Source organism: Kribbella catacumbae DSM 19601 (genome assembly GCF_000372465.1).
In the GTDB taxonomy this organism is placed as follows: domain Bacteria; phylum Actinomycetota; class Actinomycetes; order Propionibacteriales; family Kribbellaceae; genus Kribbella; species Kribbella catacumbae.
This window is the reverse complement of sequence record NZ_AQUZ01000060.1, coordinates 24605-51047: the sequence shown is the minus strand read 5'-3', so window position 1 is coordinate 51047 and position 26443 is coordinate 24605. Positions and strand designations below refer to the sequence as shown.

Genomic DNA, 26443 nt, shown 5'->3' with positions numbered 1-26443 from the left:
ATAAGCAACATCATCGCTTTGTCCACACCCCAGCCATTCCTGTGCATAACTCGACCATTTCCGGCCACTCGCTGATCCCCTTACAGATAAGGCCTTCCGGCTCCAAAAACTGTCGGTGGGCCCGTCTAGAGTTCTGGGTATGGAGACCTCGCAGCTACTCTCACCGTCGATGCTCGGTGACAGCGCTCTGCTGTCCACCATCGACGGTGTCGACGCTGCCCTGTCCACCCTGCTCACCTACCGCCTCCAGTTGACCGCGGACCTCGACCATCGCGGCCTGGCCAAGGAACTCGGGGCCCGCGACACCGTCGAGTTCCTCGAGTTGCGCCACCACCGCAACGCCCGCGAAATCCGCCGCGACCTCAAAACCGCCAAAGCGCTCCCCAAATACGCAGCCGTCACCGCTGCCCTCCCCAACCCCCACACCTCCACCGGCCTCGCTGATCCGGATGGGGCTGGCGCCGGTGCGCTGACGGAGCAGGAGGCGGACGGGGACGGGACCGAGGTGCAAGGTCCGGCGGTGCTGAACCCGGGCCAGGCCGACGCCATCGTCTGGACGTTGGAGAAGGTCCCGCCCACGGTGCCTGATGAGGAGTTGCGGGTGGCCGAGGAGCAGATGATCGAGGCCGGCCGGTTGTTGAGCCCGGACGGGCTGGTGGATTTCGGCCGCGAGGTCCTGAACAGGCTGGACACCGACGGCCCCGAACCCGCCGAGGATGACGCCCACGCCAACGAATCCCTCTCGCTGCGGCGCGCCGACGGCGGCGTGAAGATCAACGGCTACCTGTCCGGCGAAAACGCCGAACTCCTCCGAACCCAGATCAACCGCCTGTCCAAGCCCCGCCGGACCGTCGACGGCGACCTAGATCCCCGCCCGCACCCCAAACGCCAAGCCGACGCCCTCACCACCCTCCTCAACGCCGCGGCCGCGACCATGCCCCGCAAACCCCACACCCCCAACCCATCCGGCACACCCGGCACGTCGGGTACGTCCGGCACACCCGGCACGTCCGGCACGTCCGGTACGTCCGGTACGTCCGGTACGTCCGGTACGTCCGGTACGTCCGGTACATCCGACGTGGCCGGTATGTCCGGTGGATCCAGTGGATCCAGTGGGTCCGGTACGTCTGGTGGATCCAGTGGGTCCGGTACGTCTGGTGGATCCAGTGGGTCGGGTACGTCTGGTGGGTCCGGTGCGTCCGGTATGTCCGGTGGGTCCGGTGCGTCGGATCCGTTCGACGGCTCAGGCGACTGGGGTAGCTCCGGCGCCTTGGATGGGTTCGATGGCTCCGGTGACTGGGGTAGCTCCGGTGCGTCCGGCGAGTTCGGTGAGCCGGAGACGCCGAGTGCGCACGGTACGTCGGGTGCCTGCGGGACCTGTGGCGCATCGGCTGGATCTGGTGGGTCGGGTGGGCCGGGGGTGCCGCACATCACCATCACCATCGACCTCGAAGACCTCCGCAACGCCACTTCGCAAGCCGTCGGCGAACTCGTCTACGGCGACAACCTGTCCGCCTCCGCCGTCCGCCGGCTGGCCTGCGACGCCGCCATCCTCCCCATCGTCCTCGGCTCCGACTCCCAACCCCTCGACGTCGGCACGGAACAGCGCTACGTCACCCGCGCCATCCGCCGCGCCCTGATGAGACGCGACAAGGGCTGCGTGATCTGCAAAGCCCCGCCCTGGCAGTGCCACGCCCACCATTTGATCCATTGGATCGACGGTGGCCCCACCGCGATCCACAATCTCGCGCTGCTGTGCGCCGCCCACCACCGCGCCGTCCACGCCGGTCACTGGACCATCACCATCACCCGCGGCGTCGTCCAGGTCACCCGCCCCGGCTGGACCAGCCCCGGCCCCACCAACCCCGCCGACCTGGCCAACCTCACCAACCTGTCCCGCTACTTCGGCCCACCCACCACCGGGCCCGGCAGCGCCTTGGACCACGAACATCCCGGCCGGTTCTTCGCCCCGCCCACCCCGCGCCCCAAAGTGCAGGCCGGTACCGGAAGCCTGTCCTGGCTGACTCCAGAAGCGGTCGCCCTGCTCGACCCCTGGGGCGACAACAACACCCCCTCCGCCGGCCCGTAACACCCACCGCGGCCCTCGCCGCCGTCGCGTCCGCCGCGACTGCCGCGTCCGAATACTGCCGCTCTCTAGCCCTCGGCTCGCCGACCGAGGGCTCCTCGCCATGCCCCGTCCTGGTCTTCCGGCCGCACGACGCACGAGTATGAACTGCAGAGGTGAGCGAGTGGCCTGAGTCCGGCTGCAGTTCCTTTGGTGGTGTCCAGTAATTCGTCTGGCGCATCCATAACGCATTGGCGATGACGGGCCAGGTCGAGCATCGCGGTCCGGGCTGGGGCAAAGTCCAGCGGTAGTGCACGAGGCAGCCGGCCATGATCGTCACCTGCCTGCGATTCCGCGCCACCCCCTTTGCCATCATTCGCCGCCTTTTCACCTCGCGCTCCTGAGTCACCTCGACGGCCGGCGCCAGCGATGTTCGCCGCTCCGCGCCATGGTGAATCGGATCGGCTGCCCGGGAGGGGTAAAGGGGGTCCTGTGACCCGTTCGTGGTGGCGTGGTTGGAGCTGGGGAGGATTCTGGCTAGACCCGGGGCGGATCTTGACCCGGTCCGGGGACATTTTCCTCCCGCCCGGCGAGGGGTGATCGACGTTGGGCACGGGCTGGGCGTCGATCGGTGGATTGGGTGCCTGGCCGGTGCCCAAGGTGGCTGGGGTGCTCACAAGAGACGTCCGGACCAGGTCAGAAGAACCGTCAAAAGGGGGCGAATGATCGGGGTTGTTGGCCTGGCGGGATCGGGACGGCAGGTACGAGACCGGACCGGCCAGCCTCGAGGCTTCAAACTGGCCGCGGGGTCGATCTTGTAGTGGGTTCGCGCATCTGTCTCGGTGGTCCTGCTCGTGTGACCGCGAGCGGCCGCCGCGAGCTGCTGCGGTGGCCGTTGCGGTTTACGGCGCTTGGTGCTCCAGCCGTAGCGCCGCGACGTTGCTCGGCGACCGGCTGCAGGTCGTGATGGCTGTGGTTCGTGGGTGGGATGTCGCTGGTGGTGGCCTTGTCGTTGTTTGGCTTGGCTAGTCGGCGTTGGGTGGGGTGGGGGACTTTGCTGTTGTGGTGGGGCGGTAGCGGACGTTGACTTCTGAGGTGGGGTCGGGCTGGTCGATGTGGTGGAGGTGGATTGGCTCGTGGCCGGGGTTGTTGTAGAGGCGGATGCCGTCGCCGAGTAGGACTGGGGCGATGTGGAGGTCGATCTCGTCGATCAGGCCGAGGTCGAGGAGTTGACGGCCGATGGTTGGTGAGAACACCTCGAGGTTCTTGCCGTCGGCTGCTTCCAGGGCTATCCGTACCGCCTCCGTGGGGCCGCAGTTGAGGAAGGTGACGCCGTCGGCCGGCGTCGCGTCCTCGGGGTGGTGGGTGAGGATGAAGATCGGTCTGTTCCAGTCATCGCTGTAAGGGCGGGCCCCGGAGGCCGCCGCGATGTCCCAGCCGTCCCGACCGCCCAGTACGGCGCCTGTGGTCTTGACGTACTCGTCGATCAGGCCTGGGCGGTTGGTCCCGGTCATCCAGTTCATCGCGTGGTTCGGGCCTGCCACGAAACCGTCCAGTGACATCGAGAAGTGCCAGAGGACCTTTCCCTCTGCGGTCTGCGGCTTGGTGTCGCTCATGCGTTTCTCCTTGTCGGCGTCGCCGGGGCGGAGCAGCTGACCTGCTCTCGATGCCGGGTGTGATCGCTGTCTTGACCAAGAGCCTGACAGCGAATCGGTACCGCGGTAAGGACCGCTTCGAGGGCAGGGCACAGGACCAATTCGCGGGTGGCCGACTAGCGTCTTCCAGCAGACTTCGGAGGAGAACCGAAAGCTTCGATCAGGCGGCGTCGAGGGCCGGGCCGAGGTGGGCCTCCTCGTAGGTGAAGTGGGTTTCGAGTTCGGTCGTAAGGCGGGCGAGTTCCTGCGAGATGGCTGAAGGGTCGTCGCCCTCGCCGAGTTCGGTGACCAGCTTGGTGATCTTGGTGTTCAGTTCGGCGATCACTTCGTGTTCGCGGCTCAGTCGATCGAGAGCCGATTTCAACTCGGGGAAGTCGTCGGCCAACCGGGGGAACACGCCGTCCTCGCGGTTGTGGTGGGCGTGCAGCGCGCTGCAGAAGGACAGGCAGTGGCGGAGGAGATCCGCGGCCGGCCGAGGTGCGGTACCGGCCAGGTAGTCATCCACAGCAGCCCGTACTGCGTCAAGCTCCGCCCGCAGCCCGGCGTGAATCTGCCGCAACTGCGCAGCCGCGGCCCCGAGTCGCTCGGGCGCCACCGCGGATTCGAGTCCGGCGGGCATAGCCGCGGCTGGCTGGTCGGCCGGCGGGTCGACGAGTGCATCGAGTCGGGCGGGTACCAGCGCGACTACTTGGATTCGGCGGTCTGTGCCTGCCTGGTAAGCGGCGAAGGCGGGGTCGCGCTGCGCCTGTTCGGCGTACAGGCGATCTCTTTCGGGGCCGGTGAGTTCGGTGGCGACGGCCTCGAAGCGGTCGGTGCCGCGCTCGATGGTGACCGTGGGGTTGCTTCGGAGGTTGTGGAGCCAGGCTGGCGCGGTGGGTTGGCCGGCGTTGGAGGCGAAGATGATCAGCCGGCCGGCGTCCTCGGCGTACACGGCCGGTGTGGTGTGCGGGCGGCCGGTGCGGGCGCCTGTGGTGGTGAGGAGCAGGAGTGGAGCTCCTTCGAACATGCCCCCGACCTGGCCGTCGTTCGCCCGGAACTCCTCGATGATGGTGCGGTTGAAGTCGCTCACGGCGTTACCCTCACGTCAGTGGGTTGTTTAGCTTTGCAAGCAAAATAGTTTTGAGGACAAAGGTATGTCAAGTGTCGACGACAGCATCCGCACGCTGCTCCTTCTGATGCCGAGGCTGGTCGGCCGGGCGAAACGCGCCAAGATCCCCGACGAACTGGCCGGCATGTCCCTCGCGCCACGCCATCTCTCGCTGTTCGCCTACCTGCTCTTCGACGGCCCGCTAGGCGTGAACGACCTAGCCGAACGCCTGGAGGTCACCCCCGCGACGGTGAGTCTGATGGTGGGCGAACTGAGCCGAAAAGGCATCCTCGAGCGCCGCGAAGACCCCGAAGACCGCCGCCGAGCCATCGTCACCCTCTCCGAAACCCACCGAGACGCGATCGACGCCTGGCTAGCCCGAAGCGCCCGAGCCTGGCGAGAAGCCCTGGCACCGCTGACCGACACCGAACGAGCCCTCTTCGTCAAAACCCTCAAAACCTACGAGGACGCCATCTGATCTGTCCCGACCGACAGGACATAGTGGACAGTGCGGCCTCCGCTCAGGCGGCGACGAGCGAGGAGAGGCGCGGTAAAGGGCACTATGTCCTGTCGGTCGGGACGGTGAGCTACCTGTTGCGGAGGGACCGGAGGTCCGCTTGGCAGCGGCGTTCTACCTCTGCCAGTTCCTCGAGGGTTTCGTCGATGTCGCGGCGGCGTTGCTCCAGTTCGGCTCGGCGGGTGCCGATCTGGTTGAGGAGGTAGACGAGTTGGCCTTCTTCGCCTGGTTCCGCGTCGTACATGTCGACGATGGTGGCGATCTCGTCGAGGCTGAAGCCCAGTCGCTTGCCGCGCAGGATGAGGCCTAGGCGGACCTTGTCGCGGGGGTGGTAGACGCGGACCGTCCCGCGGCGCTCCGGGGTGAGCAGGCCGCGGTCCTCGTAGAAGCGGATGGTGCGCAGGGTGACGTCGTACTCGGCGGCCAGTTCGGCGATGGACCAAGTAGCGGTTTCGACAGGCACCCGAATATTGTGCACACAGCCCATCGTGCTTTACGTTTACGTAAGCGTCAATCACGAGGCCCGGGAGTTGTCATGTCGTACGAACTGTCCGAAGAGCACCGCGAGTTCGCCCACAGCGTGCGCGACTTCGCTCAGGCCGAGATCGCGCCGCAGGCCGCCGAGTGGGATCGCAAGCACTACTTCCCGGTCGAGGTGGTCCAGAAGATGGGCGCGCTCGGGCTGTTCGGGCTGACCGCGCCGGAGGAGTTCGGCGGGTCGGGCGGGGACTTCACCAGCCTGTGTGTCGCGATCGAGGAGATCTCCAAGGTCGACCAGTCGATGGGCATCACGCTCGAGGCGGCGGTCGGGCTCGGGATCAACCCGATCCTCACCTACGGCACCGACGAGCAGAAGCAGCAGTGGCTGCCCGACCTCGTCGCCGGCAAGCGGCTGGCCGGGTTCGGCCTCACCGAGCCCGAGTCCGGGTCCGACGCGGGCGCGACGAAGACGAAGGCCGTGCTCGACAACGGCGAGTGGGTGATCGACGGGTCGAAGCAGTTCATCACCAACTCCGGCTCGAGCATCACCTCGCTGGTCACCGTGACGGCACGCACCGGCGAGAAGGCCGACGGGCGGCCGGAGATCTCCACGATCATCGTGCCGACCGGTACGCCGGGCTTCGTGGCGGAGGCGGCGTACGACAAGCTCGGCTGGCATGCATCCGACACCCACCCGCTGTCGTTCGCCGGCTGCCGGGTTCCCGAGGCGAACCTGCTCGGTGAACGCGGTAAGGGATTCGGGCAGTTCCTCGCCACCCTGGACGACGGCCGGGTCGCGATCGGCGCGGTGGCGCTGGGATGCATCAAGGCGTGCCTGGAGATGTCGGTCCAGTACGCCGGTGAGCGCAAAACGTTCGGCGTACCGATCGGTCAGAAGCAGGGGGTCGCGTTCCAGATCTCCGACCTCAAGGTGATGGCTGACGCGGCCGAACTGCTCGTGTACCGGGCCGCGGCGCTCAAGGACGCGGGTGCTCCGGTGAAGGAGTTCAAGCAGGCCGCCGCCGTCGCCAAGCTGTACGCGACCGAGTCCGCGGTCACCGCGACCCGGATCGCCACCCAGGTGTTCGGCGGCTACGGCTTCATGGAGGAGTACCCGGTCACCCGCTTCTACCGCGACGCCAAGATCCTCGAGATCGGCGAAGGCACTTCCGAAGTACAGCGCATGCTCATCGCCCGTGGCCTCGGTCTGCCGGTCGAATGACCCACCGGTCGAGTGACAGGATGGCCGCATGAGCAGGGATCACTGGACCGAGGTCAAGGTCGCGCGTGAGGCGACGCTGGCGCCGCCCGAGAAGGCGGCGGCCAAGCTCGCCTCGCAGAACAAGCTCTACGTCCGGGACCGGATTGCGCTGCTCGTCGACGAGGGCAGCTTCGTCGAGGACGCGCAGCTGGCCAACGCGCTGAACCCGGGTCTGCCCGCGGACGGCGTCGTCACCGGGCGCGCCCTGGTCGACGGCCGGCCGGCGCTGCTGGTCGCGAACGACCCGACCGTCAAGGCCGGCTCGTGGGGTGCCCGGACGGTCGAGAAGATCGTCCGGATCACCGAGGTCGCGATCCGCGACGAGCTGCCGATCTTCTGGCTGATCGACTCCGCCGGCGCGCGGATCACCGACCAGGTCGACCTCTTCCCGGGCCGGCGCGGCGCGGGCCGGATCTTCCACAACCAGGTCGCGCTGTCCGGCAAGGTGCCGCAGATCTGCTGCCTGTTCGGCCCGTCGGCCGCGGGTGGCGCGTACATCCCGGCGTTCTGCGACCTGGTGATCATGGTCGACGGCAACGCCTCGATGTACCTCGGGTCGCCGCGGATGGCCGAGATGGTGGTCGGCGAGAAGGTGACCCTGGAGGAGATGGGCGGCGCCCGGATGCACACCAGTGTGTCCGGCTGCGGTGACCTGCTCGCCAGCGATGACGCCGAGGCGATCGACCTGGCCAAGCAGTACTTCTCCTATCTGCCCGGTTCGTGGCAGTCGCCGCTTCCCTCGTACGACGCGTCCGCCGCCGGCCGCGACTTCACCCGGGACCTGGTGCCGGTCGAGGAGAGCATCGGGTTCGACATCCACGACGTGATCGACGCGTTGCTCGATGCCGACACCTTCTTCGAGGTCAAGCCGTCGTACGCGCCGGAACTCGTCACCGGGTTCGGGCTGCTCGCCGGGCAGGTCGTTGGGATCGTGGCGAACCAGCCGGCCGTGAAGGGTGGCGTGCTGTTCGTCGACTCGGCGGACAAGGCGGCCCGGTTCATCTGGTTGTGCGACGCGTTCAACGTGCCGCTGGTCTATCTGTGCGACGTACCGGGCTTCATGATCGGCTCGGAGGTCGAGCGGGCCGGGATCATCCGGCACGGCGCGAAGATGATCACCGCGGTGTCGGAGGCGACCGTGCCGACGGTATCGGTGATCGTCCGGAAGGCTTATGGGGCAGGGCTTTACGCGATGTGCGGGCCGGGTTTCTCGCCGGACGCGTGTCTTGCGTTGCCGACGGCAAAGATCGCGGTGATGGGGCCGGAGGCGGCGATCAATGCCGTCTACTACAACAAGATCCAGGAGATCGCGGACGAGGGGGAGCGGGTCGAGTACGTCTCCAAGCTGCGCGACGAGTACGAGACCGACATCGATATCCTCCGGCTCGCGGCCGACCTGGTGATCGACGCCATCGTCGAGCCGGAGAACCTGCGCGACGAGCTGATCGCCCGGCTGGCCGCAGCGCAGACGAAGAACCGTCACTTCTCCACCCGGCGGCACGGAGTACCGCCGGTCTAGCGCCTGGCACGGCGTGCGGCCGGTCTGGTGCCGCCGGCATCCGGTACGCCGTTCTGCGAGCATGTTCCTTGGCCTGCGTGCGGCGCCGGGGTTAGGTTCGGTTGTATGAGGGCTCCTGAGCGTGGAGCGTTGCCGTTGGGGCAGGCGGCGACGCTGGGCCGGACTTATGGGCGGCTGACCGAGGTAGTGCAGGGGTTGCCGGATGCCGCCTTCGAGCGGGCGACCCGGTGCGAGGAGATGCCCGTCGGCGCGCTGCTCGTGCATCTCCTGTACGACGCGGAGCGGGCGCTGGTCGCGTTCGCGACACCGTCGACGGCGGATCCGGATCGAGACTTCGTCTCGTACTGGCAGGACGAGCCGGACGAGCCGGACGAAACGGGCGAGACGGGCGAGACGGGCGAGACGGGCGACGCGGGCAACACGGGCGAGCCAGGCGAGACGAGCTTCGTGCGGGCGGTTGCGGCGGCGTACCGGGCGCCGTCGGTGGAGCTGGTCGGGCACTGGGCCGCGGTGTCGAGTGCGGCCGCTCGGGTGGCTGCGGTGCGGCTGGCGGAGAAGGGGCACAAGGTCGAGACGCAAGGCCATGTACTGCGGGCCGCCGACTTCGTCGCGACGCTGGTCACCGAGGCGACGATTCATCACCTCGATCTGATGCTGGAGCTGCCCGATGCGCCGGAGCCGGATCCGGAGGGGCTGCAGGTGACTGCCCGCACTCTGGACGGGCTGTTCGGTCCGGAGGCGTGGGATGTGATCTCGTGGGACACGACCACCTACGTGCTGAAGGCAACTGGGCGGCTGCCGCTCACCGAGGACGACCTGGACCAGCTGGGCATCTTCGCGGTCAGGCTGCCGTTGCTCAGCTGAGCGCCGAGAGGGACTGCATGACGTCGAAGGAGTTCGCCGATCGGCTCAAGAGCCGGCAGGTCGCTGTGGGGTACTGGGTGACGATGGACGCGCCGGCCGCGACCGAGCGGATCGCGTTGACCGGGTACGACTACGTAGGACTGGATGGGCAGCACGGGCTGATCGACGCCCGCGGGGTGCTGGACGGCCTGATGGCGATTGATGCCGCAGGCAACGGTACTGCGGGGCTGGTGCGGGTCGAGGCGAACAACGCGACGCCGATCGGGCGCGCGCTGGACGCCGGCGCGGCCGGGGTGATCGTGCCGCTGGTCGATACGGCCGAGGACGCGTTGCGGGCCGTCGAGGCGGCGCGGTATCCACCGACGGGGATCCGGTCGTACGGGCCGGCGCGCTCCGGGTTGCGGATCGGCCCGGTACCGGCGGAGGCGGACGCGGCGACCGTCGTACTGGCGATGATCGAGACTCGGCAGGGTCTGGAGAACGTCGCCGGGATCTGCGCGACGCCTGGGCTGGATGGAATCTATGTGGGGCCGTCGGATCTGCGGCTGGCCGTGGGTGGCAAGTATCCGGGCGATCCGGACGTCGATGAGACCTTTGACGCTGCCGTGGAGTTGATCGCCCGTACCGCGGCCGCGGCTGGTGTTGCCGCGGGCATCCATACGCACAGCGGTGCGGAGGCCCGGCAACGGCTGAGCGAGGGCTACACCTTCGCTACCGTGTCGTCGGACCTCGACCACCTACAAGCCGCGGCCGCCGCCCACCTCGCGGCCGCGCGTTAGAGGACCTCGGGTGCCCTGCGCCAACAACTTTGGGCGCAGGGCGTTTAGAGGACTCCGGCGAACGGATCGTCCAGGGACTGCCAGTCCATGCTGGCCAGTTCGGATTCGGTGAGCAGGCAGGCATCGAGGACCGCCTGCAAGCGGGCGGGATCCAGGCCGACGCCGGTCGCTACCACCGTGCATTCGGCCAGGTGCTCGGAATCGGACCACTCGCCGAGCATGCCCAGCGAGGCGCTGTAGCCGGCCGACTCCCAGCGGACTCGTTGGGTCGGCCGGTTGGCGAGCCAGACGACTCCGCGACTCCGGACGACGCCGTCGACGATGTCTTCGAGGGCATCGTTGAGCCGCGCTGGGTGAAGCGGACGGCTCGATCGCCAAAGCATCGTGGTGACGCCGTCGCCGCTCGGCTGCAGCCGTGAGTCGGTGGCCAGCTCCCCTGCCCAAGCCTCGGCTGCTTGGAAGTCGAAGCGGCCGAGGCGGGCAACCCTTGCCGCCGGTACGCCGGTGGCGTCGCTGTTGACGACAGTGGTGCGCGGATTGAGGTGCTGAAGCAGGTGATGCAAACGCTCGGGTGCCTTGCTGCGATGCGCATTCGCGAGCACACAGACATCGGCGTACTCGACCTGTCGTGCGGTCAGCTCGGCCACGTTGCGGCGGTCAGGCGGGCCGAGCGCGAGGCCGCGCTCATCCAGCAGTTCATCCCCGGACAACTGCTCGACCAGCAGCACGGCGTCGACCACGCAAGTGACCGTGTCGACCTGTACTTCCGGCATCGTGGCGACCAGAGCACTCGCCAGCGACCGGGCCTCCATAGCCGGCGGAGCAGCCAGTACTACGTGTTGCCAGTGCCCGCGCGCGACGAGCGTCTCCAGCAGGGGCAGAAGCGACTCGATCAGCTGGCAGGAGCCGCAATCGTCGTCCACGGTGAACTCACCGGCGTCGATCGGGCCGCTCTGGTCGATCACTCGCCAGGTCAGCACTCCGCGATGCCGCAGTTCGTCCTGATCCACGACGACGGCCACGGTGGTGGCGTCGACCATGGTGCCCAGCACGGGCTCGCGAAGCGTGGTGGAAAGCCCGGTCAACAGGGTCAGCGGGGTCTTGCGATGGGCGGCCATCCCCCGAGTATATGAAAACGATTTTCATCAGTCCAGGGCCGGGGGTAGCGGACGGCTGCGCACACACGACCCGGCGCCGATGCCTCGACACGCCGAGGGAAGCGTTTGCTGACCGGAGGTCGGTATGCGTGGCCTCCGGCCTGCGGCGCACCGTCAGTACCAGTTAACTGTTAAGGGTGTGACGCCTTCCGTGGGTGGGAGTGGGTCACTACTGTGCGGACTATGCCGGAGCCATTGGAGCAGGCGGATAGTGAGTTCGCTCGGGTTCTTCGCGCGGCCATCCAGGCCCGTGGGTTAGGACTCGAGCGGATTCGGGACCGCCTGCGGGGGCAGGGGATCTCCGTGAGTCTGGCGACGCTCAGCTATTGGCAGTCAGGGCGGTCCCGGCCGGAGCGGCGGGACTCGCTGGCGGCGGTTCAGTTGCTGGAAAGCGTTCTGGAGGTACCGACCGGGACGCTGGTGGACTCGTTGGGGCCACCGCGCCGGCGGGGGCGGTGGTTGAGCACTGTGCCCGATCCGCCTGAGGTGGCGGCGTTCTGGCCGCGGCCCGACGCGGTGGAAGACGCCGTCAGCGAGGTCACCATCAAATGGGATGAGCGGCTGACCAGGATCAGCCAGCATGACCGGGTGTTCGTCGGCCCCGAAGGCGGTGAGCGGTCCTATCACTGCCGCCAGGTACTGCGGGCCGAGGCGGACGGGCCCGATCGCTGGGTGGTGATCATGCATCTCGATGAGCACGATCGCGCGTTGCCCGAGATCAGGCCGCTGCGGCATTGCCGGCTGGGCCGCACCGTACTGCGTCCCGCGGACGGGCTGCTGGTCGCCGAATTGCTGTTCGACCGGCCCTTGCGAAAAGGCGAGACGGTGATCACCGAGCACGAGTTGGTGAATGCCGCGCCTTATCCGCCGGCCACGAACTACGAGCGGAAATTCCGGCTCCCGGTCCGGGAGTTCGTGCTGGAGGTCTGCTTCGACCCGGCCGCTCTGCCGGTCTCCTGCGTGCGGTATTCGCAACTGGACGAGGCGGACGAGGTCGCGGTACCGGTTGAGCCGCGGGAATCCGTGCACGGGGTGGCGTTGAATTTCGGGCCCGGCCGGTACGGCTTCCGGTGGAGCTGGCCACATTAAGTAAAGTGAAGTGTTAAGGCTATAGCCTTAACTGTGAAAGGCGTCTGGCGGATATCGGTGCCTTGAATTCGTTCCTAGGGTCAGCCCAACCCCTCGGAATGCGAATTCAAGGAGAACACTGATGAAAAGGCCCAGAAGGACTGTCGGCGGAGCCGCTGTGGTGGCCGCGATCGCAGCCCTGGTCACCGTCGGCGGCCCGGCGAGCGCGAACCAGCAGCAGGCCGGCGTGCCAGCGCCGCTCGAGCAGCAGGCCGGGCTGCATCAGCTATCCGACAAGTTGCCCAAGTCCCCGGATCAGGCTGGTCGCTGGATTGCCGACGGCAAGCTGATGGTTGCTGTGACCAACGAGCAGGAGGCCGCCAGGGTCCGGCAGGCCGGCGCGACCCCGAAGCTCGTCAGCCGCAGCCAGGCTCAGCTCGACAACCTGCTCGCCAAGGTCGACAAGATCACCCGGGCCGACCGCGGGAAAGGCTTGCAGAGCTGGGGAGTCGACCCGGTCAGCAACAAGGTCGTGGTGAAGGCCCGTGGCGCGTACGGCGCGCTGAGCGGGCTCGGCGACGGAGTACAGGTCGTCCAGGTCACGACGAACTTCAAACAGCAAGCCGGTGAGGTGAACCCCGGTGACGGGTGGTGGCCGGGCGCCGAGACCGACCACTGTTCCGTCGGCTTCCCCGCGACCGATGCCCAAGGCAACAAGCACTTCCTGACCGCCGGTCACTGCACCAACGACGCCAACCAGGCGGCGTACGGGGCCAGTGGTCAGAGCAACAAGCTCGGTACGTCGAACGTCGGCGGCAGTCGCAGCATCAATGCCCGGGAAGGCGACATGGGCGTCGTGGCCGTGACCGAGAGCGGCTGGACGATCTCCCCGAACGTCAACACCTGGGGGCAGCCGGCCATCAAGGTCAGCGGTTCGGCTGAGGCGATCGTCGGCGAGACCGTCTGCCACTCCGGCAACACCGCGCCGAACTTCGAGTGCGGCAAGGTCCGTTCGGTGAACCAGTCGATCGACTACGGCAACGTCGTGATCGACGGCCTGACCACGACCGACGCCTGCTCCCAGGGCGGCGACTCCGGCGGCGCCTGGCTGCGTGGCGACAAGGCCGTCGGCCTGCACTCGGGCGGCAACAGCTCCTGCGTCGCGAACGCCGACAACTCGATCTTCCAGCCGGTCAACGAGGCCCTCACCAAGTGGAACCTCACCCTGCTGACCGGCATCCCTGACCCGACTGACGACGAAGCACCGACCACACCGGGCAACCCCCGCTCCACCGGTACGACGTCCGACAGCGTCTCCCTCGCGTGGGACGCATCCGTCGACAACATCGGTGTCACCGGGTACGACGTCTACAACGGCAGCACGTTGGCCACCACGGTCGCCGGTACGACGGCCACCGTGTCCGGGCTGGCCGCGGACACCAGTTACTCCTTCACGATCCAGGCGAAAGATGCCGCAGGCAACAAGTCGAAGGCGAGCCCGGCCGTGACCGCACGGACCCAGCCGGGTGACCCGGGTGGCGCCCGGACGCTGGTCAACGGCACCGACTACCCGATCCGTGACTTCCAGACGGTGATCAGCCCGATCCGCTCGAACCTGACCGGCCGTGCCGCTAGTCCGGTCAAGGTCACCGTGGAAGGCAACCACACCTGCCTCGAGGACCTGAACATCAGCCTGGTCTCACCGAGCGGCCGCTGGTACTACCTGCAGCGGTACGGCGGAACCACCTGCCACCCGCTGCCGGCCAGCAAGACCTACAGCATCACCCCGTCCACTACGGAGAACGCAGCAGGCAACTGGACCCTGCGCATCGGCGACAACGGCCCCGGCGACACCGGCACCCTCACCAACTGGTCGATCACCCTCTGACCACCCGCTCCTGTGCCGGGTCGATCCCCTCGACCCGGCACCCGACCCGCAGTACGGGGACTACAAGGAGAAGTCGGTGATCTGGGGCCGGACCGACCTCACCACCAATGACGGAACAGTCGCCAAGATCGCGTCGTACTGGATCCACCCGGACTACCAGTGGGGCAGCCTCGCCGGAGACGACGTCGCAGTACTGACTCTCGACAAGGCTGTCGGTACTGCGGACTCCCTGCTACAGCTCGCGACTGACACCACGCTCAACGCCGTCGGCACCCAGACGACGCTTGCTACCAATGGCAAGAGCGGGGCTGGTACGACGACGGCCGACTACGACCCGGTGATCAAGAAGGCGACGCTGCCGATCATCGACCCGGACGCCAGTGGCGGCTGCAAGAACATCGGCTGGACCTTCACGCCGGAGAAGCAGCTCTGCTTCGGCCCGACCAAGAACGACACGCTTGGTGTGTGCTCCGGCGACAGTGGCAGCCCGCTGGTAGTCAGTACTCCGGCCGGCTACCGGCAGGTCGGTCTGATCGAGTCGGGCAGAGAAGGCTGGACCACGGCCGGAACCACCTCGACGGTCAGCACCGGCGCCCACACCGGTACGTCGGCCGCCCGGGCCGGTACGACGACTGCCACCAACGGCGAATCCAAACTCACCCAGAGCTTCACCGCTGCGGCAGGCGTCACCCGTTTGTCGTTCTGGTACAACACCACCTGCCCAGACACGATCACCTACGCCTGGGCGAAGGCGACACTGGCTGACACCACAGCCGGCACCACCAGCACGCCACTTGCCAAGACCTGCACCACCGGCCAGGGCTGGAAGCAGATCACCACACCCCTGATCGCCGGCCACGCCTACACCCTCACCCTCATCAACCGAGACGACAACCACCCCAACGACCCCGTCCACACTCTCTTCGACGACATCACCGTCGCCGCTGCCGCGGCGCTTCACGCCACCACCCAACGCCTGGCCGGGTAGGTGGAAGCGCCGGCCGGCCAGGGGACAGCCGGCCGGCGCCCCCGGTTCGCGGCCCGAGGCGACACCGGTGACGTGGGGGCTGCGTGGGAGGAAAACCTCAGCGGGCTGGCGTTGGAGTCTGATAGTCAGGGGGTATGACGATCGGGATCGAGCGGTTTGCTGGTGAGTGGGACGAGTTGCGGGGTTTGGTCGAGCTGGCGTTCTCGTCGCCCTGGACGGAGGCTCAGCTGGAGACTGAGCAGAAGGTCTGGGAGCGGGAGCGGAGCATCGTCGCCACCGACGGCAAGGAGCTGGTGGGGCACACCGGTGCCTTCGGGCATTTGCTGACGGTGCCGGGCGGGCAGGTGCCGGCGGCGGGGGTGACGATGGTCGGAGTGGTCTCGACGCATCGGCGGCGGGGGATTCTGCGCGACCTGATGCGGCGGCAGCTGACCGACCTGTACGAAGGCGGTACCGAACCGCTGGCCGTCCTGACCGCGAGCGAGCCGGTGATCTACGGGCGATTCGGGTACGGGCTGTCCTCGGATCATCAGCAGGTCACCATCAAGCGGGCCTCCCGTGAGTTGCGCAAGGTCGCCGGGGTCGAGGACGTCCGGCTCCGGTTCGCCGATCCGCAGGAGTCACTGGCCCGGACCACCGCGTTCCACAACGACGAGGCGCTGACCCGGCCGGGGATGTTCCAGCTCGGCGAGAACTTCCAGTACTACGTGACGCACGACAACGTGACGACCGATCTGCGGGGCGCCTCGCCGCTGCGGTGCCTGCTGGCCGAGCGCGATGGTGAGCTGGTCGGCTACGCGCACTACCGCACCCGGCGTACCGACAAGGGGTTCGTCGACGTCGCGCGGGTGCACTCGCGCGACCTGGCCGCCCACGCTGCGCTCTGGCAGAACCTGCTCGACCCGGATCTGCTCGGCGAAACGACGTACGAGCAGCTGCCGTCCGACGACCCGCTGCTGTTCCTGCTGGTTGACCCGCGGGCGGCTCGCGCGACGACGCTGGACGGGGTGTGGGGCCGGGTGGCCGACGTCGGCAAGGCGCTGGCTGCGCGGACCTACGCCGAGGAGCTCGACGTCGTCCTGGGGATCGAGGACGACTTCCTGCCGTGGAACGCGGGGTCCTGGCACCTGGCCGGTGGCCCTGGCGGCGCGACCTGCGAGAAGACCGACCGGACGCCGGATCTCGTGCTCGGCGTCCGCGAACTCGGTACGGCGTACCTGGGCCGGCCGTCGCTCGGTCTGCTGGGTGCGGCCGGCTTGGTCGAGGAGCGAACCGAAGGGGCATTGGCGGTGGCCTCTAGGGCATTCCTGTCGGCCCGAGTGCCCTGGCTCGACACAGGGTTCTGATCCAGCACCGAGCTAGTCTTCCGGGATGCAGCCCACCCGGCGTAGTGCGTTGGCGGTGGCTGTCGTCCTGGTACTGGGAGTCGCCGCGATCGCCCTGGTCGTGCTGGCGTCAGCGGGCGGCAGTGTCCGCCCGTACAGCGAGAGCACGGCCTCGGCGTCGCCGCGGCCGGTCGTCACACGGACGCCGCCAAACGTGGCTGTTCCTTCGATGTCCACGCCGCCGCCGCGGAGAGAGGGAAAGCCGTTCGAGCTCCCCGCGTGGGTCCAGGCGATCTGGCAGGCGGTGTTCTGGATCGTCGCGACGCTCTTGGTGCTGTTCCTGCTCCGGGCGCTCTACCGGATGCTCAACAAGGTCGAGCTGCCGGTGCCTGAGCGTGCCGACAACGACTGGGAGCGGATGAAGGTCGACCGCCTGGCCGAAGCGGTCGAGTCGGGCCTGGCCGCGGTCGACTCCGGTACTGCGACCGACGGCGTGATCGCCTGCTGGGTGGCGCTAGAGGACGCGGCCGCCTCGGCCGGAGTGCCTCGGCAGGAGTCCGAGACCCCGGCCGAGTTCACGGTCCGGGTGCTCGGTGTCGGCGGGATCTCCGAGCCCGAGCTGCTCCGGCTGGCGCAGCTGTACCGGGAGGCGCGGTACTCGACACATGGCTCGAGTGAGGAGGCCCGCATTCAGGCGCGGGCCGCCCTCGTCCGGCTCCGGGACGAGCTCATGACGGCGATCGCGCGCCGGACGCCGGCTGAGCCGGAGGAGGCTGCCCGATGAGGCAGCGGTTGGGGTCGTTCAACACGCTTTTGATGCAGCACCTGCTGATCTCGGTCGTGGGCAGTTTGTTGCTGATCGGGGGCTTTGGGCTGGCTGGGACGCGGCCGCGGCCGTTGTGGTTCGTCGCGATGGGCCTGGCGATCGGTTTCGGCTCAGTGGCCGTCCGGTTGATCGCGCCGCAGGCACTGGAGACCTCCTGGCCCTCGCGGTACGACGAGAAGCTGACGGCCCGGCGCGGCCGCAACAGCGACAACCGGACCCAGTTCCTCTCGACCTGGGTTCACGAGTCTGATCGGGAGCGCAGAGCCGGCGAGGGGTCGATGACGTTCACCCGCCGGATCCGGCCGCTGCTGCTGGAGCTGACCCGGGACCGGCTGGTGCACCGGCACGGCGTCGACCCGGATCTGGAGCCCGAGCGGGCCCGGGAGGTGGCCGGCGACCAGCTCTGGGAGCTGATCACCGGTACGGAGGCACGGACCGCGACGTTCGCGGAGATCGAGTTGGCTGTCCAGACCATCGAGAAGCTGTGAGGAACCCGTGACTGATGAGCTGAGCCTCGGCGAGGTGTCGGCGTTGAGCCGGAAGGTGCTGGACCGGGTCGGCGAGGCGGTGGTCGGCAAGGGCGACGCGCTGGAGCTGGTGCTGGCCGGGATCCTGGCCGGCGGACACGTGCTGCTGGAGGACTACCCGGGCCTGGCCAAGACGCTGGCGGCCCGGTCGTTCGCGCAGGCGCTCGGGCTGGAGTTCCGCCGGGTCCAGTTCACCCCGGACCTGTTGCCCTCCGACGTCACCGGTGCCTTCGTCTACGACCAGCGGGACTCGCAGTTCGTGTTCCGGCCCGGCCCGATCTTCACCGGCCTGCTACTGGCCGACGAGATCAACCGGACGCCACCGAAGACCCAGGCCGCGCTGCTGGAGTCCATGCAGGAGCATCAGGTGACGGTCGAGGGCCAGACCTTCCCGCTGCCCGTACCGTTCCACGTGCTCGCGACGGCGAACCCGGTCGAATACGAAGGCACCTACCCGCTCCCCGAGGCGCAGCTCGACCGGTTCATGCTCCGGATTGGTTTCGGCTACCCGACTGCCGCCGAGGAGTGGGAGGTGCTGCAGCGCAGGATGAGCCGCCGTTCGGAGGATCAGAAGGTCGAGGCGGTCACAGACGCAGCCGGACTGCTCGCTGCACAACAGGCGATCGAGACCGTCACCGTCGACGACACAGTCGGCCGGTACTGCGTTGAGCTCGCCGCTGCCACCCGCCGCGACTCCCAGGTACTCGTCGGCGCTTCACCGCGTGGCTCGCTGGCCCTGCTGCTCACCGCTCGCTCGTACGCCGTCATCCAGGGCCGCGACTACGTCGTACCGGAGGATGTGAAGGCGGTTGCGATTCCCGCGCTGGCTCACCGGATCACTGTGCGGCCCGAGCTGTGGCTGCATGAGGTGACTGGGGCCACTGTCGTTCGTACTGTGCTGGGGTCGGTGCCTGCGCCGCCTACTGTCGCGGGCGCCCGGCAGTGAGTTGGCGGCCGACACACGCGCAGGTCAGAGCTGTTTCCCTGGCCGCCGTTCTGCTGCTGATCGCTGTGCTGGGTCGCCGGCCGGACATGGCGGTGCTCGGCCTTCCACTGGCCTTCGTGGCGGCTTGGGGACGCTACCTGCGCCCACATGAGGAGCCGGTGCTGGAGTCCGAGCTGGATGCCGACGTGCTGTTCGAGGGCCAGGCGACGACGTACCGGCTGAAGGTGTCGGAGGCACTGGACCCAGACATCGACCTAGTGGTCATGTCCTTGGTCCGTACCCCGTGGTTCCGCTACGACCCGCCGCAGGCTGCTGTAGCCGAGTCGGTAGCCGACGGCGCTGTCACTGTCGAGGTCGGGGTGCGGTCTGAACGCTGGGGCCTTAGGCAACTGGAGCACCCGACAGTCATCGCCACCTCTGTCTTGGGCGGCTACCGGGTCCAGGTGAAAGCCGCGGAGGCACTGGCCGTCAGTACGTTGCCGCTGCGTGACGGGTTCGAGGCTGTTGACGCAGTACCGCGTCCTGCCGGGCTGGTCGGGCTCCACAGGTCCAGGCGGCCTGGCGAGGGCACTGAACTGGCAGGGGTCAGGCCGTTCCGTACCGGCGACAGGCTGCGCCGGATCAACTGGAAGGTGTCGGCCCGGACGCGCGAACTGCACGTCACGTCGACCTGGTCCGATCGCGACACCGAGGTCGTCATCCTGCTCGACACGGGCGCGGAGGTCGGTATCAGTGAAGGCATCGACGGCCGTTCGAGCAGCCTGGACACAGCCGTCCGCGCTGCAGCCTCCATCGCCGAGCACTACCTGCGACACGGCGACAGGGTCCGCCTGATCGACACCGGTACTGCGGCCGGCGGCGTGCGGGCCGGTAGTGGTCGGGCCCACCTGCGCCGGATCCTCGACGTACTGGTGCATGCTGATCGGCGGGGGCGTCAACAGGACGAATACCAGCTCGCCAGGCGGCACCGGATCCGCTCGGACAGCCTGGTGCTCGTGCTGAGCCCGCTACTCCGCCAAGGGATCCTCGGCTACATCGTCACGCTGGTCCACTCGGGCTGCACCGTGATCGCAGTCGACACGTTGCCACCAGATGTTGCCGACGTCATCGATCTCGAACAGCACGACGCGAGGACCTGGCCGCTGGCCTGGCGACTCCGGTTGCTCGAGCGGCGCGCCGAACTCGACCGGCTCGGCGACCTCGGCGTACCGACGGTTGGCTGGCGCGGTGCCGGGACGCTGGACGAAGTACTGCGGGATGCGGCGCGGGTGTCCGCGGCGCCGAGGATGCGGTCATGAACACGTCGGACAAGCTCAGCCAGTGGCTGTCGCAGCTCCAGGCGATGAGTTCAGCGACCTGGGCCGCGCGGTCGGCGATCGCCGGCGCCGGACTGGTGGCACTCGTGCTACCTGGGGTGCAGTCGTGGGATCAAATGGATGCGATCCCGCTCGCCGGGGCGTTCCTGCTGGTCGCCTGCGTGATGCTGCCGGACTCCTTGGCGGCATTGTTGTTCCTGGCCACCATCTGCGTGGGTTGGTTGATGCGGGCCCCCAATGACCTGAGCTGGGACCTGGTACTCACCGGGATCGCCTTGCTGGTGGTGCATCTGGCGTCGGCCTTCGCCGGCCAGATGCCGTCGTACGCCGTGGCCGGGCGCCAGGTCCTGCGGAAGTGGTTGCTACCAGCAACGATTGCAATTCTGCTCGGACCGGTTGTCGCGGTGGCCGCCGCGCTAGTGCGAGACGCCGCGGTACGGGGGTCTCTGGTCGTCACGGTCGCCGCGCTGATCGCCGCGACGGGGGCGGTCTGGTACGCCTCCGGATCATCGATGGGGGAGTCCGGCAACTAGTCCTCAGCACTGAGGCTGCTGAGTAGTTCCGTGGCCCAGGTGCAGGAGACCGGGTTGGGTCCGGTCACCTGCATCGCGGCCATCACGGTCAGCAGCATGCCGGTCGCCATGAACCTGGTGACCTCTTCCGGGGTCGCGCCGGAGATCTCGCCGACGACCTTGTGGATCCTGCCGAAGCGCTCCCGGACGGTCTCGCCGATCGCCGGGTCGTTGCTGGCCGCGAAACCGTGCAGCAGGACGACCAGTAGCTCGCGCTCGGGGATCAGTTCGTTGTAGGAGTCGGCCAGGCTGTCCAGCGTGGCCTCGCGGGCACCCGCGCGCCGGAAGGACTCCTCGATCCGGTCGCAGACCCGGTTGGTGGTGGCCAGGAACAGCTGCTGCTTGGTGCCGAACAGCCGGATCACATAAGGCTGGGACACCCCGGCCAGGCGGGCGATCTCGTCGGTCTTCGTCCCGGCGTACCCGTTGGCGCCGAACGCCACCACGGCCGCCTGCAGGACCTCTTCGCTGCGCTCCGCCGCGGTCAGCCTGGTCTTCGTCATGAGCTCCCTCTCGTCGGTCGCTTGACATGTTATCAGTCAATGCATACTTTGGTCTCGACGTAAGTTATCAGTCGATAACAACAAGGAGCTGGACATGACCGCGACCGCCCTCGAACCCGCCGGCCGTCCGGCGGCCGACGAGCCCGCCGTACGGCGCTCACTGGGCACCGTGCTCGCCGTGGTGGGCATCCCGGTGTTCATGGTGACGCTGGACAACCTGGTGGTGACGAACGCGCTGCCGGTGATCAAAGCCGAGCTCGGCGCCTCGCTGACCGACCTGCAGTGGTTCATCAACGCATACACGCTGTCCTTCGCCGCGCTGCTGCTGACCGCCTCGGCGATCGGCGATCGGCTCGGCCGGCGGCGGATCTTCCTGGCCGGCATCACGCTGTTCACGCTCGCCTCGGCGGCGTGTGCGCTGGCCACTGAGCCGTGGATGCTGATCGGCGCCCGCGCGATCCAAGGGGTCGGGGCGGCCGCGGTGATGCCGCTGTCGCTGACGTTGCTGGCGGCCGCAGTACCGGCTCGTCAGCGCAGCGCCGCGATCGGGATCTGGGGCGGGATCTCCGGCCTCGGCGTCGCGGTCGGGCCGGTCGTCGGCGGAGCGGTGGTCGACGGCATCAACTGGCAGTGGATCTTCTGGCTGAACGTACCGATCGGCCTGATCGCGATCCCCCTCGCCGCGCGGGTGCTGACCGAGTCCCGCGGTGGCAGCCACAAGCTCGACCTGCTCGGTCTGGTGCTGTCCGCGAGCAGTGTGCTCGCCATCGTCTGGGGCGTGGTGCACGGCGCCGACGACGGCTGGGCCTCGGGCCGGATCCTGACCGCGCTGATCGGCGGCGGCGCGCTGCTGATCGCCTTCCTCGCCTGGGAACACCGGGCGCCCGCTCCGATGCTGCCGCTGCGGTTGTTCCGGACCAAGGCCTTCAGCGTCGTCAACTTCACCGCGTTCACCTTCTCCGTAGGCGTCTTCGGCTCGGTCTTCCTGCTGGCGCAGTTCTTCCAGATCGTCCAGGGCTACACGCCGCTGCAGTCGGGCGTGCGGACGTTGCCGTGGACGATGGCGCCGATGGTGATCGCGCCGCTGGCCGGACTGGTCCTCGACCGCGTCGGCGCCCGCACCCTGATCGCGACCGGCCAGGCTTTCCTGGCCACCGCGCTGGCGTGGATCGCGCTGATCACCACCGTCGACGTCGGCTACACCTCGTACGTCGCTCCGTTCGTGCTCGCCGGGGTCGGGATGGGGCTCACCCTCGCTCCTTCGGCCAGCATCGTGATGGCGAGCTTCTCCGACGCCGACCGGGGCGTCGCGTCCGGCACGAACAGCACGATTCGCGAGGTGGGCGTGGCGATGGGAGTCGCCGTACTGGCCTCCGTCTTCGCCTCCACCGGCTCCTACGCCAGCCCCACCGAGTACGTCGACGGCCTGGTGCCGGCCGTCTGGGTGGGCGCCGCGATCGTCGCAGTCGGCGCAGTACTCGCCCTACTCCTCCCGGGCCGCCGCCGCTGATCGCTTGATGGCCGGGACGGTTGATCCGTCCCGGCCATTAGTGTGTCGTCGTGCTTGACGCAGACGACGTACGCCGGATCGCGCTCTCCCTGCCGCAGGTGGTGGAGAAGGAGCGCTGGGGGCACCCGACCTTCGACGTCGCGGGCCGGATGTTCCTCACCGTCCCCGACGACCAGACCTCGTTCGCCGTCCGCTGCCCCCGCCTCGAACGCTCCGAACTCATCGCCGCCGAACCAGAGAAGTTCTGGGTCCCACCCCACGAGGCAGGCTCCAGCTGGGTCCGCGCCCGCCTGTCCGCCCTGGAAGACGCAGGCGAACTCCAAGACATCCTCCGCGACTCCTGGCGCCAGGCCGCCCCCGAATCCCTGACCGCCGAGCCCTAGAGGTCTTGAGTTAGTGATGTTCAGCGTGCTGTCGTCGCGTTGGGCCGGACCGCCGCCACTCACAAACCTCAGCTGATCGCACCCGGCCAGGCGTGCATAGGCGTGCTCTCGGGTGGAAGCGGGAGGTTTGTGAGTGGTGGAGGTCCGGGCCTGCGCCGACCCGACGATGGGTCAGCCCTGCGTCGCCATATCTCACTGGGCGGAGCGGCGGAAGCGGATCAGCGGGTAGAGCGGGATAGCTGTGTTGCCTCGGGCTGGACCGGGGAAGGATGTTGCGCCGTCCAGGTAGAGGCCGTACTGCGCTGCGCGGGCGACCAGGAGGGGTAGGGCGTCCTCCGAGCGGCGATCGTTGGGGCCGCGGCCGGAAGCGTACCGGCTGGCTTCGGGTTTTTCGGTGGTGGTGATGAAGACGCCGTCGGGGCGTATTACTCGGGAGACCTCGGCGAGGATCTGGTTGCTGTCGGCTACGAGGTGGAGGAGCCAGATCGCCAGTACCGCGTCGCAGCGGCGGTCGGCGATCGGGAGTTGAGTGGCGTCAGCGACGGCGACGTGGCCGGGCAGGCGGGTTCGGGCGTGGTGGAGCATCGCGGGCGACAGGTCGAGGCCGTGGACCAGGTTGCCCTGGGCAACTAGCTCGGCGCCGACCAGGCCGGTGCCGACGGCCAGCTCGAGTACGCGGCCGCCCTTGGGCAGCAGCTCCTGGATCGCCTCGGCTGCGGCTTGGGCGCGTTGGGGGCCGCCGCGCGTTTCGTCGTACCGGGCGGCCTCGGCTTCGTCGTACCGGATCTCGCGGGGTGCCGTCCACAGCGACGGCCAGGCGATGCCGACCTGGCTGAGCATCCGGCGGACCAAGGGCAGGGAGATCCCGACGACGTTGTGGTAGTCGCCCTCGATGCCGGCCACGAACGGGCCGCCGAGGCCGTCGACGGTGAACGAGCCCGCGACGACGAGCGGTTCGCCGGTCGCCACATAAGCGTCGATCTCGTCGTCGGTGAGGTCGGCGAAGTTGACCGTGGTCGAGGCCAGTTCGCGGATCTCCTGCCGGCTGGTGGTGTCGAACAGGCAGTGGCCGGTGTGCAGGATGCCGGAGCGGCCGCTCATCATCCGCAGCCGCTCGCGCGCGATGTCCGGCGTACCGGGTTTGCCGTAGGCGACGCCGTCGATCTCCAGGACCGAGTCGCAGCCGAGCACGGTCGCGTGGTCGGTCAGGGTGGCGACGACCGCGCGGGCCTTCAGCGTGGCCAGCGTGCGGGCCAGCTCGCCCGGGCTCTCGGCGGTGATGTCGTCCTCGTCGACGCCGGAGACGATCACCTCGGGCTCGACCCCCGCATTGCGCAAGGTCTTCAGCCGGGCCGGTGACGCCGATGCGAGCACGAAGCGAGGAGGGGTGTTCACTGCGGCGCTCACAGCTTGGCGAGCGCGCGACGGAGCGGGTCCAGACCGATCGAGCCCAGGTTCAGCGCGCCGGTGTGGAAGGCCTGCAGGTCGAACGCGGCGCCCTTGCGCTGTTTGGCGTCTTCCCGCGCCTGCAGCCAGATCCGCTCGCCGACCTTGTACGACGGCGCCTGCCCGGGCCAGCCGAGGTACCGGTCCAGCTCGGCCCGCAGGAACTCGGTCTCCATCCGCGAGTGCGCCCGCAGGAACTCGAACCCGAGCTCGGCGTTCCAGCGCTCGCCCGGCCGCCAGCCGAACGGGTTGCCGGCCGGGATCTCCAGTTCCAGGTGCATCCCGATGTCGACGATCACCCGGGCCGCGCGCAGGCCCTGCGCGTCCAGCATGCCGAGCCGGGCACCGGGCTCCTCGAGGTAGCCGAGTTCCTCCATCAGCCGTTCGGCGTACAGGGCCCAGCCTTCGCCGTGGCCGGAGACCCAGCAGCCGACGCGTTGCCAGCGGTTCAGCAGGTCGGTGCGCAGCATCGTCTGGGCAACCTGGAGGTGATGCCCGGGCACACCTTCGTGGTAGACGGTGGTGACCTCACGCCAGGTGGCGAACTCGTCGACACCGGCCGGCACGGCCCACCACATCTGGCCCGGCCGGGTGGTCAGGTCCTCGCTCGGCGGCGTGTAGTAGATCGAGCCGTCGGAGGTCGGCGCGATCTCGCAGTCGATCCGCCGGATCGTGTCCGGGATGTCGAAGTGGGTGCCGGCCAGCTCCGTGACAGCGGCGTCGGCGAGCTGCTGCATCCAGTCCCGGAACGCCTCCTTGCCGTGGATCTTGCGGACCGGGTCGTTGTCGAGCAGTTCGGCGACGGCCTCGATGCTGCGGTCGCCGCCGTTGAGCGCGGCCGCGATGGTCTGCATCTCGCCCTCGATCCGGCCGAGCTCCTGCCAGCCCCAGGCGTACGTCTCCTCGAGGTCGACGGTCGCGCCGAGGAAGTCACGCGAGGCGAGCTCGTAGACCTCCCGGCCGCACGCGTCCCGGCTCGGGGCCTGCGGCAACAAGTCGGTCGTCAGCCACTGGCCGAACAGGTCGTACGCCTTGCGGGCAGAAGCGGCAGCCGCCTCGACGGTGCCCTTCACTGCGCTGTCGGGGGCCTTCGCGGCCAGCCCGGAGAAGAAGTCGTCACCCTCGGTGCCGGTCCAGCTGGCGATCCGCTCGGCCAGCCCGTTGACCTGGCGTGCCGCGGACACCCGCCCCGCGGCGGCCTGCTCGATCAGGGTCTCGCGGTAGCCGTCGAGCGTCGTACCGACCAGGTTCAGCCGGATCGCGATCGTCTCCCAGTCGTCCTGCGTCGCGGTCGGCATCAGGTCGAAGACCTGGCGGATGTCGGTCGGCACGGAGGCGATCGCGTTCAGCTGGCTCTGCGGTACGCCGGCCTCGTACCGCTCGAGTTCGAGCCCGAGGCGCTCCAGCAGGGCGTCCTTGGCGACCTCTTCACGCGGCGAGGAGACCGGTACTGCGGACGCCTGCGCGACCGTACGGCGGTTCAGCTCGATCAACGCGTCGTACCCGGCCGGCGACAGGTCCGGCAACTCGTGGTCGTGCCCCTGGATCCCCATGAAGGTCGCCGAGGCCGGGGACAGCTCGACATAGGCCTCGAGGAACGCCTCGGAGATCTGGTCGATCGGGCTGTTCGGTGTGGTCGCATCCGTCACCATGCCGACACTACCGCGCGCCTGATCCGGGAGGCCGGTACTGTGGCGCTCTCGCCAGTGGAACGACGCTGGCGTCAGTGAAAGGGACACGGGGTTGACGCAGCCGCCATAC

At 68.4% G+C, this 26443-nt stretch carries 24 protein-coding genes; 17 read left to right on the top strand and 7 right to left on the bottom strand.

Going from position 1 to position 26443, the window contains the following annotated elements:
* The first annotated feature begins 139 nt into the window (after positions 1 to 139).
* A complete protein-coding gene (locus A3ES_RS56855; RefSeq protein WP_026163590.1) occupies positions 140 to 2089 on the top strand; it encodes an HNH endonuclease signature motif containing protein in 1950 nt (649 codons plus the stop codon).
* Positions 2090 to 3090: 1001 nt separating this feature from the next.
* On the opposite strand, the gene A3ES_RS49925 is transcribed toward A3ES_RS56855, so the two are convergent.
* Entirely contained in the window at positions 3091 to 3681 is a 591-nt protein-coding gene (locus A3ES_RS49925; protein WP_020392136.1) for a dihydrofolate reductase family protein, read from the bottom strand.
* Positions 3682 to 3880: 199 nt separating this feature from the next.
* On the bottom strand, positions 3881 to 4789 hold the full coding sequence (locus A3ES_RS0138280) for a nitroreductase/quinone reductase family protein (protein ID WP_020392135.1): 909 nt from the start codon (positions 4787 to 4789) through the stop codon (positions 3881 to 3883).
* 64 nt (positions 4790 to 4853) lie between these two features.
* On the opposite strand from A3ES_RS0138280, the gene A3ES_RS0138275 reads away from it, so the two are divergent.
* Positions 4854 to 5285: a MarR family winged helix-turn-helix transcriptional regulator gene (locus A3ES_RS0138275; protein WP_020392134.1), complete on the top strand. Its 432-nt coding sequence runs from the start codon at positions 4854 to 4856 to the stop codon at positions 5283 to 5285.
* 109 nt (positions 5286 to 5394) lie between these two features.
* On the opposite strand, the gene A3ES_RS0138270 is transcribed toward A3ES_RS0138275, so the two are convergent.
* Entirely contained in the window at positions 5395 to 5787 is a 393-nt protein-coding gene (locus tag A3ES_RS0138270; RefSeq protein WP_020392133.1) for a MerR family transcriptional regulator, read from the bottom strand.
* 72 nt (positions 5788 to 5859) lie between these two features.
* Between A3ES_RS0138270 and A3ES_RS0138265 the strand changes: the two genes are divergently transcribed.
* The 4 genes from A3ES_RS0138265 (at position 5860) to A3ES_RS0138250 (ending at position 10227) form a co-directional block, all read left to right on the top strand.
* Positions 5860 to 7026: an acyl-CoA dehydrogenase family protein gene (locus A3ES_RS0138265; RefSeq protein WP_020392132.1), complete on the top strand. Its 1167-nt coding sequence runs from the start codon at positions 5860 to 5862 to the stop codon at positions 7024 to 7026.
* Positions 7027 to 7054: 28 nt separating this feature from the next.
* On the top strand, positions 7055 to 8584 hold the full coding sequence (locus tag A3ES_RS0138260) for an acyl-CoA carboxylase subunit beta (protein WP_020392131.1): 1530 nt from the start codon (positions 7055 to 7057) through the stop codon (positions 8582 to 8584).
* Positions 8585 to 8689: 105 nt separating this feature from the next.
* On the top strand, positions 8690 to 9448 hold the full coding sequence (locus tag A3ES_RS0138255; protein ID WP_040456527.1) for a maleylpyruvate isomerase N-terminal domain-containing protein: 759 nt from the start codon (positions 8690 to 8692) through the stop codon (positions 9446 to 9448).
* A 17-nt stretch (positions 9449 to 9465) separates the two neighbouring features.
* Complete coding sequence (locus tag A3ES_RS0138250) at positions 9466 to 10227, top strand: HpcH/HpaI aldolase family protein (RefSeq protein ID WP_020392129.1); 762 nt, start codon at positions 9466 to 9468, stop codon at positions 10225 to 10227.
* 44 nt (positions 10228 to 10271) lie between these two features.
* On the opposite strand, the gene A3ES_RS0138245 is transcribed toward A3ES_RS0138250, so the two are convergent.
* Positions 10272 to 11345: a CobW family GTP-binding protein gene (locus A3ES_RS0138245; protein ID WP_020392128.1), complete on the bottom strand. Its 1074-nt coding sequence runs from the start codon at positions 11343 to 11345 to the stop codon at positions 10272 to 10274.
* 222 nt (positions 11346 to 11567) lie between these two features.
* Between A3ES_RS0138245 and A3ES_RS0138240 the strand changes: the two genes are divergently transcribed.
* From A3ES_RS0138240 to A3ES_RS0138200, 9 genes are all read left to right on the top strand, one after another.
* A complete protein-coding gene (locus A3ES_RS0138240) occupies positions 11568 to 12473 on the top strand; it encodes a hypothetical protein (RefSeq protein WP_051084900.1) in 906 nt (301 codons plus the stop codon).
* A 121-nt stretch (positions 12474 to 12594) separates the two neighbouring features.
* The gene (locus A3ES_RS0138235) at positions 12595 to 14340 is read left to right on the top strand and encodes a proprotein convertase P-domain-containing protein (RefSeq protein ID WP_157630974.1); all 1746 of its coding nucleotides are present in this window, start codon (positions 12595 to 12597) and stop codon (positions 14338 to 14340) included.
* A gap of 76 nt (positions 14341 to 14416) precedes the next feature.
* A complete protein-coding gene (locus tag A3ES_RS55275; RefSeq protein WP_020392125.1) occupies positions 14417 to 15328 on the top strand; it encodes a trypsin-like serine protease in 912 nt (303 codons plus the stop codon).
* 134 nt (positions 15329 to 15462) lie between these two features.
* On the top strand, positions 15463 to 16674 hold the full coding sequence (locus tag A3ES_RS0138225; RefSeq protein ID WP_020392124.1) for a GNAT family N-acetyltransferase: 1212 nt from the start codon (positions 15463 to 15465) through the stop codon (positions 16672 to 16674).
* A gap of 25 nt (positions 16675 to 16699) precedes the next feature.
* Positions 16700 to 17437: a DUF4129 domain-containing protein gene (locus tag A3ES_RS0138220; RefSeq protein WP_040456525.1), complete on the top strand. Its 738-nt coding sequence runs from the start codon at positions 16700 to 16702 to the stop codon at positions 17435 to 17437.
* Positions 17434 to 17967, top strand: a complete 534-nt coding sequence (locus tag A3ES_RS0138215) for a hypothetical protein (RefSeq protein ID WP_020392122.1) — start codon at positions 17434 to 17436, stop codon at positions 17965 to 17967. Before A3ES_RS0138220 ends, A3ES_RS0138215 begins: the two co-directional genes overlap by 4 nt.
* A 7-nt stretch (positions 17968 to 17974) precedes the next feature.
* A complete protein-coding gene (locus tag A3ES_RS0138210; RefSeq protein ID WP_020392121.1) occupies positions 17975 to 18952 on the top strand; it encodes an AAA family ATPase in 978 nt (325 codons plus the stop codon).
* Positions 18949 to 20250, top strand: coding sequence for a DUF58 domain-containing protein (locus A3ES_RS0138205; protein ID WP_020392120.1), 1302 nt, complete (start codon positions 18949 to 18951; stop codon positions 20248 to 20250). Before A3ES_RS0138210 ends, A3ES_RS0138205 begins: the two co-directional genes overlap by 4 nt.
* Positions 20247 to 20801 (top strand): hypothetical protein, encoded by a 555-nt coding sequence (locus tag A3ES_RS0138200; protein WP_020392119.1) that lies wholly within the window; start codon positions 20247 to 20249, stop codon positions 20799 to 20801. The genes A3ES_RS0138205 and A3ES_RS0138200 overlap by 4 nt, the downstream gene beginning before the upstream one ends.
* Here A3ES_RS0138200 and A3ES_RS0138195 read toward each other — a convergent pair.
* Positions 20798 to 21343 carry a TetR/AcrR family transcriptional regulator gene (locus A3ES_RS0138195; RefSeq protein WP_020392118.1) on the bottom strand — a complete coding sequence of 182 codons (546 nt, stop codon included), beginning with the start codon at positions 21341 to 21343 and terminating at the stop codon, positions 20798 to 20800. The two genes, A3ES_RS0138200 and A3ES_RS0138195, sit on opposite strands and share 4 nt — an antisense overlap.
* A gap of 94 nt (positions 21344 to 21437) precedes the next feature.
* On the opposite strand from A3ES_RS0138195, the gene A3ES_RS0138190 reads away from it, so the two are divergent.
* A complete protein-coding gene (locus A3ES_RS0138190; protein WP_020392117.1) occupies positions 21438 to 22853 on the top strand; it encodes an MFS transporter in 1416 nt (471 codons plus the stop codon).
* Between the two features lie 50 nt (positions 22854 to 22903).
* Positions 22904 to 23236 carry an MmcQ/YjbR family DNA-binding protein gene (locus A3ES_RS0138185; protein ID WP_020392116.1) on the top strand — a complete coding sequence of 111 codons (333 nt, stop codon included), beginning with the start codon at positions 22904 to 22906 and terminating at the stop codon, positions 23234 to 23236.
* 192 nt (positions 23237 to 23428) lie between these two features.
* On the opposite strand, the gene A3ES_RS56960 is transcribed toward A3ES_RS0138185, so the two are convergent.
* Together A3ES_RS56960 and A3ES_RS0138175 are read right to left on the bottom strand one after the other, a co-directional pair.
* Positions 23429 to 24631: a Maf family nucleotide pyrophosphatase gene (locus A3ES_RS56960; RefSeq protein WP_157630973.1), complete on the bottom strand. Its 1203-nt coding sequence runs from the start codon at positions 24629 to 24631 to the stop codon at positions 23429 to 23431.
* 8 nt (positions 24632 to 24639) lie between these two features.
* Positions 24640 to 26334 (bottom strand): DUF885 domain-containing protein, encoded by a 1695-nt coding sequence (locus A3ES_RS0138175; RefSeq protein WP_020392114.1) that lies wholly within the window; start codon positions 26332 to 26334, stop codon positions 24640 to 24642.
* Between the last annotated feature and the right edge of the window lie 109 nt (positions 26335 to 26443).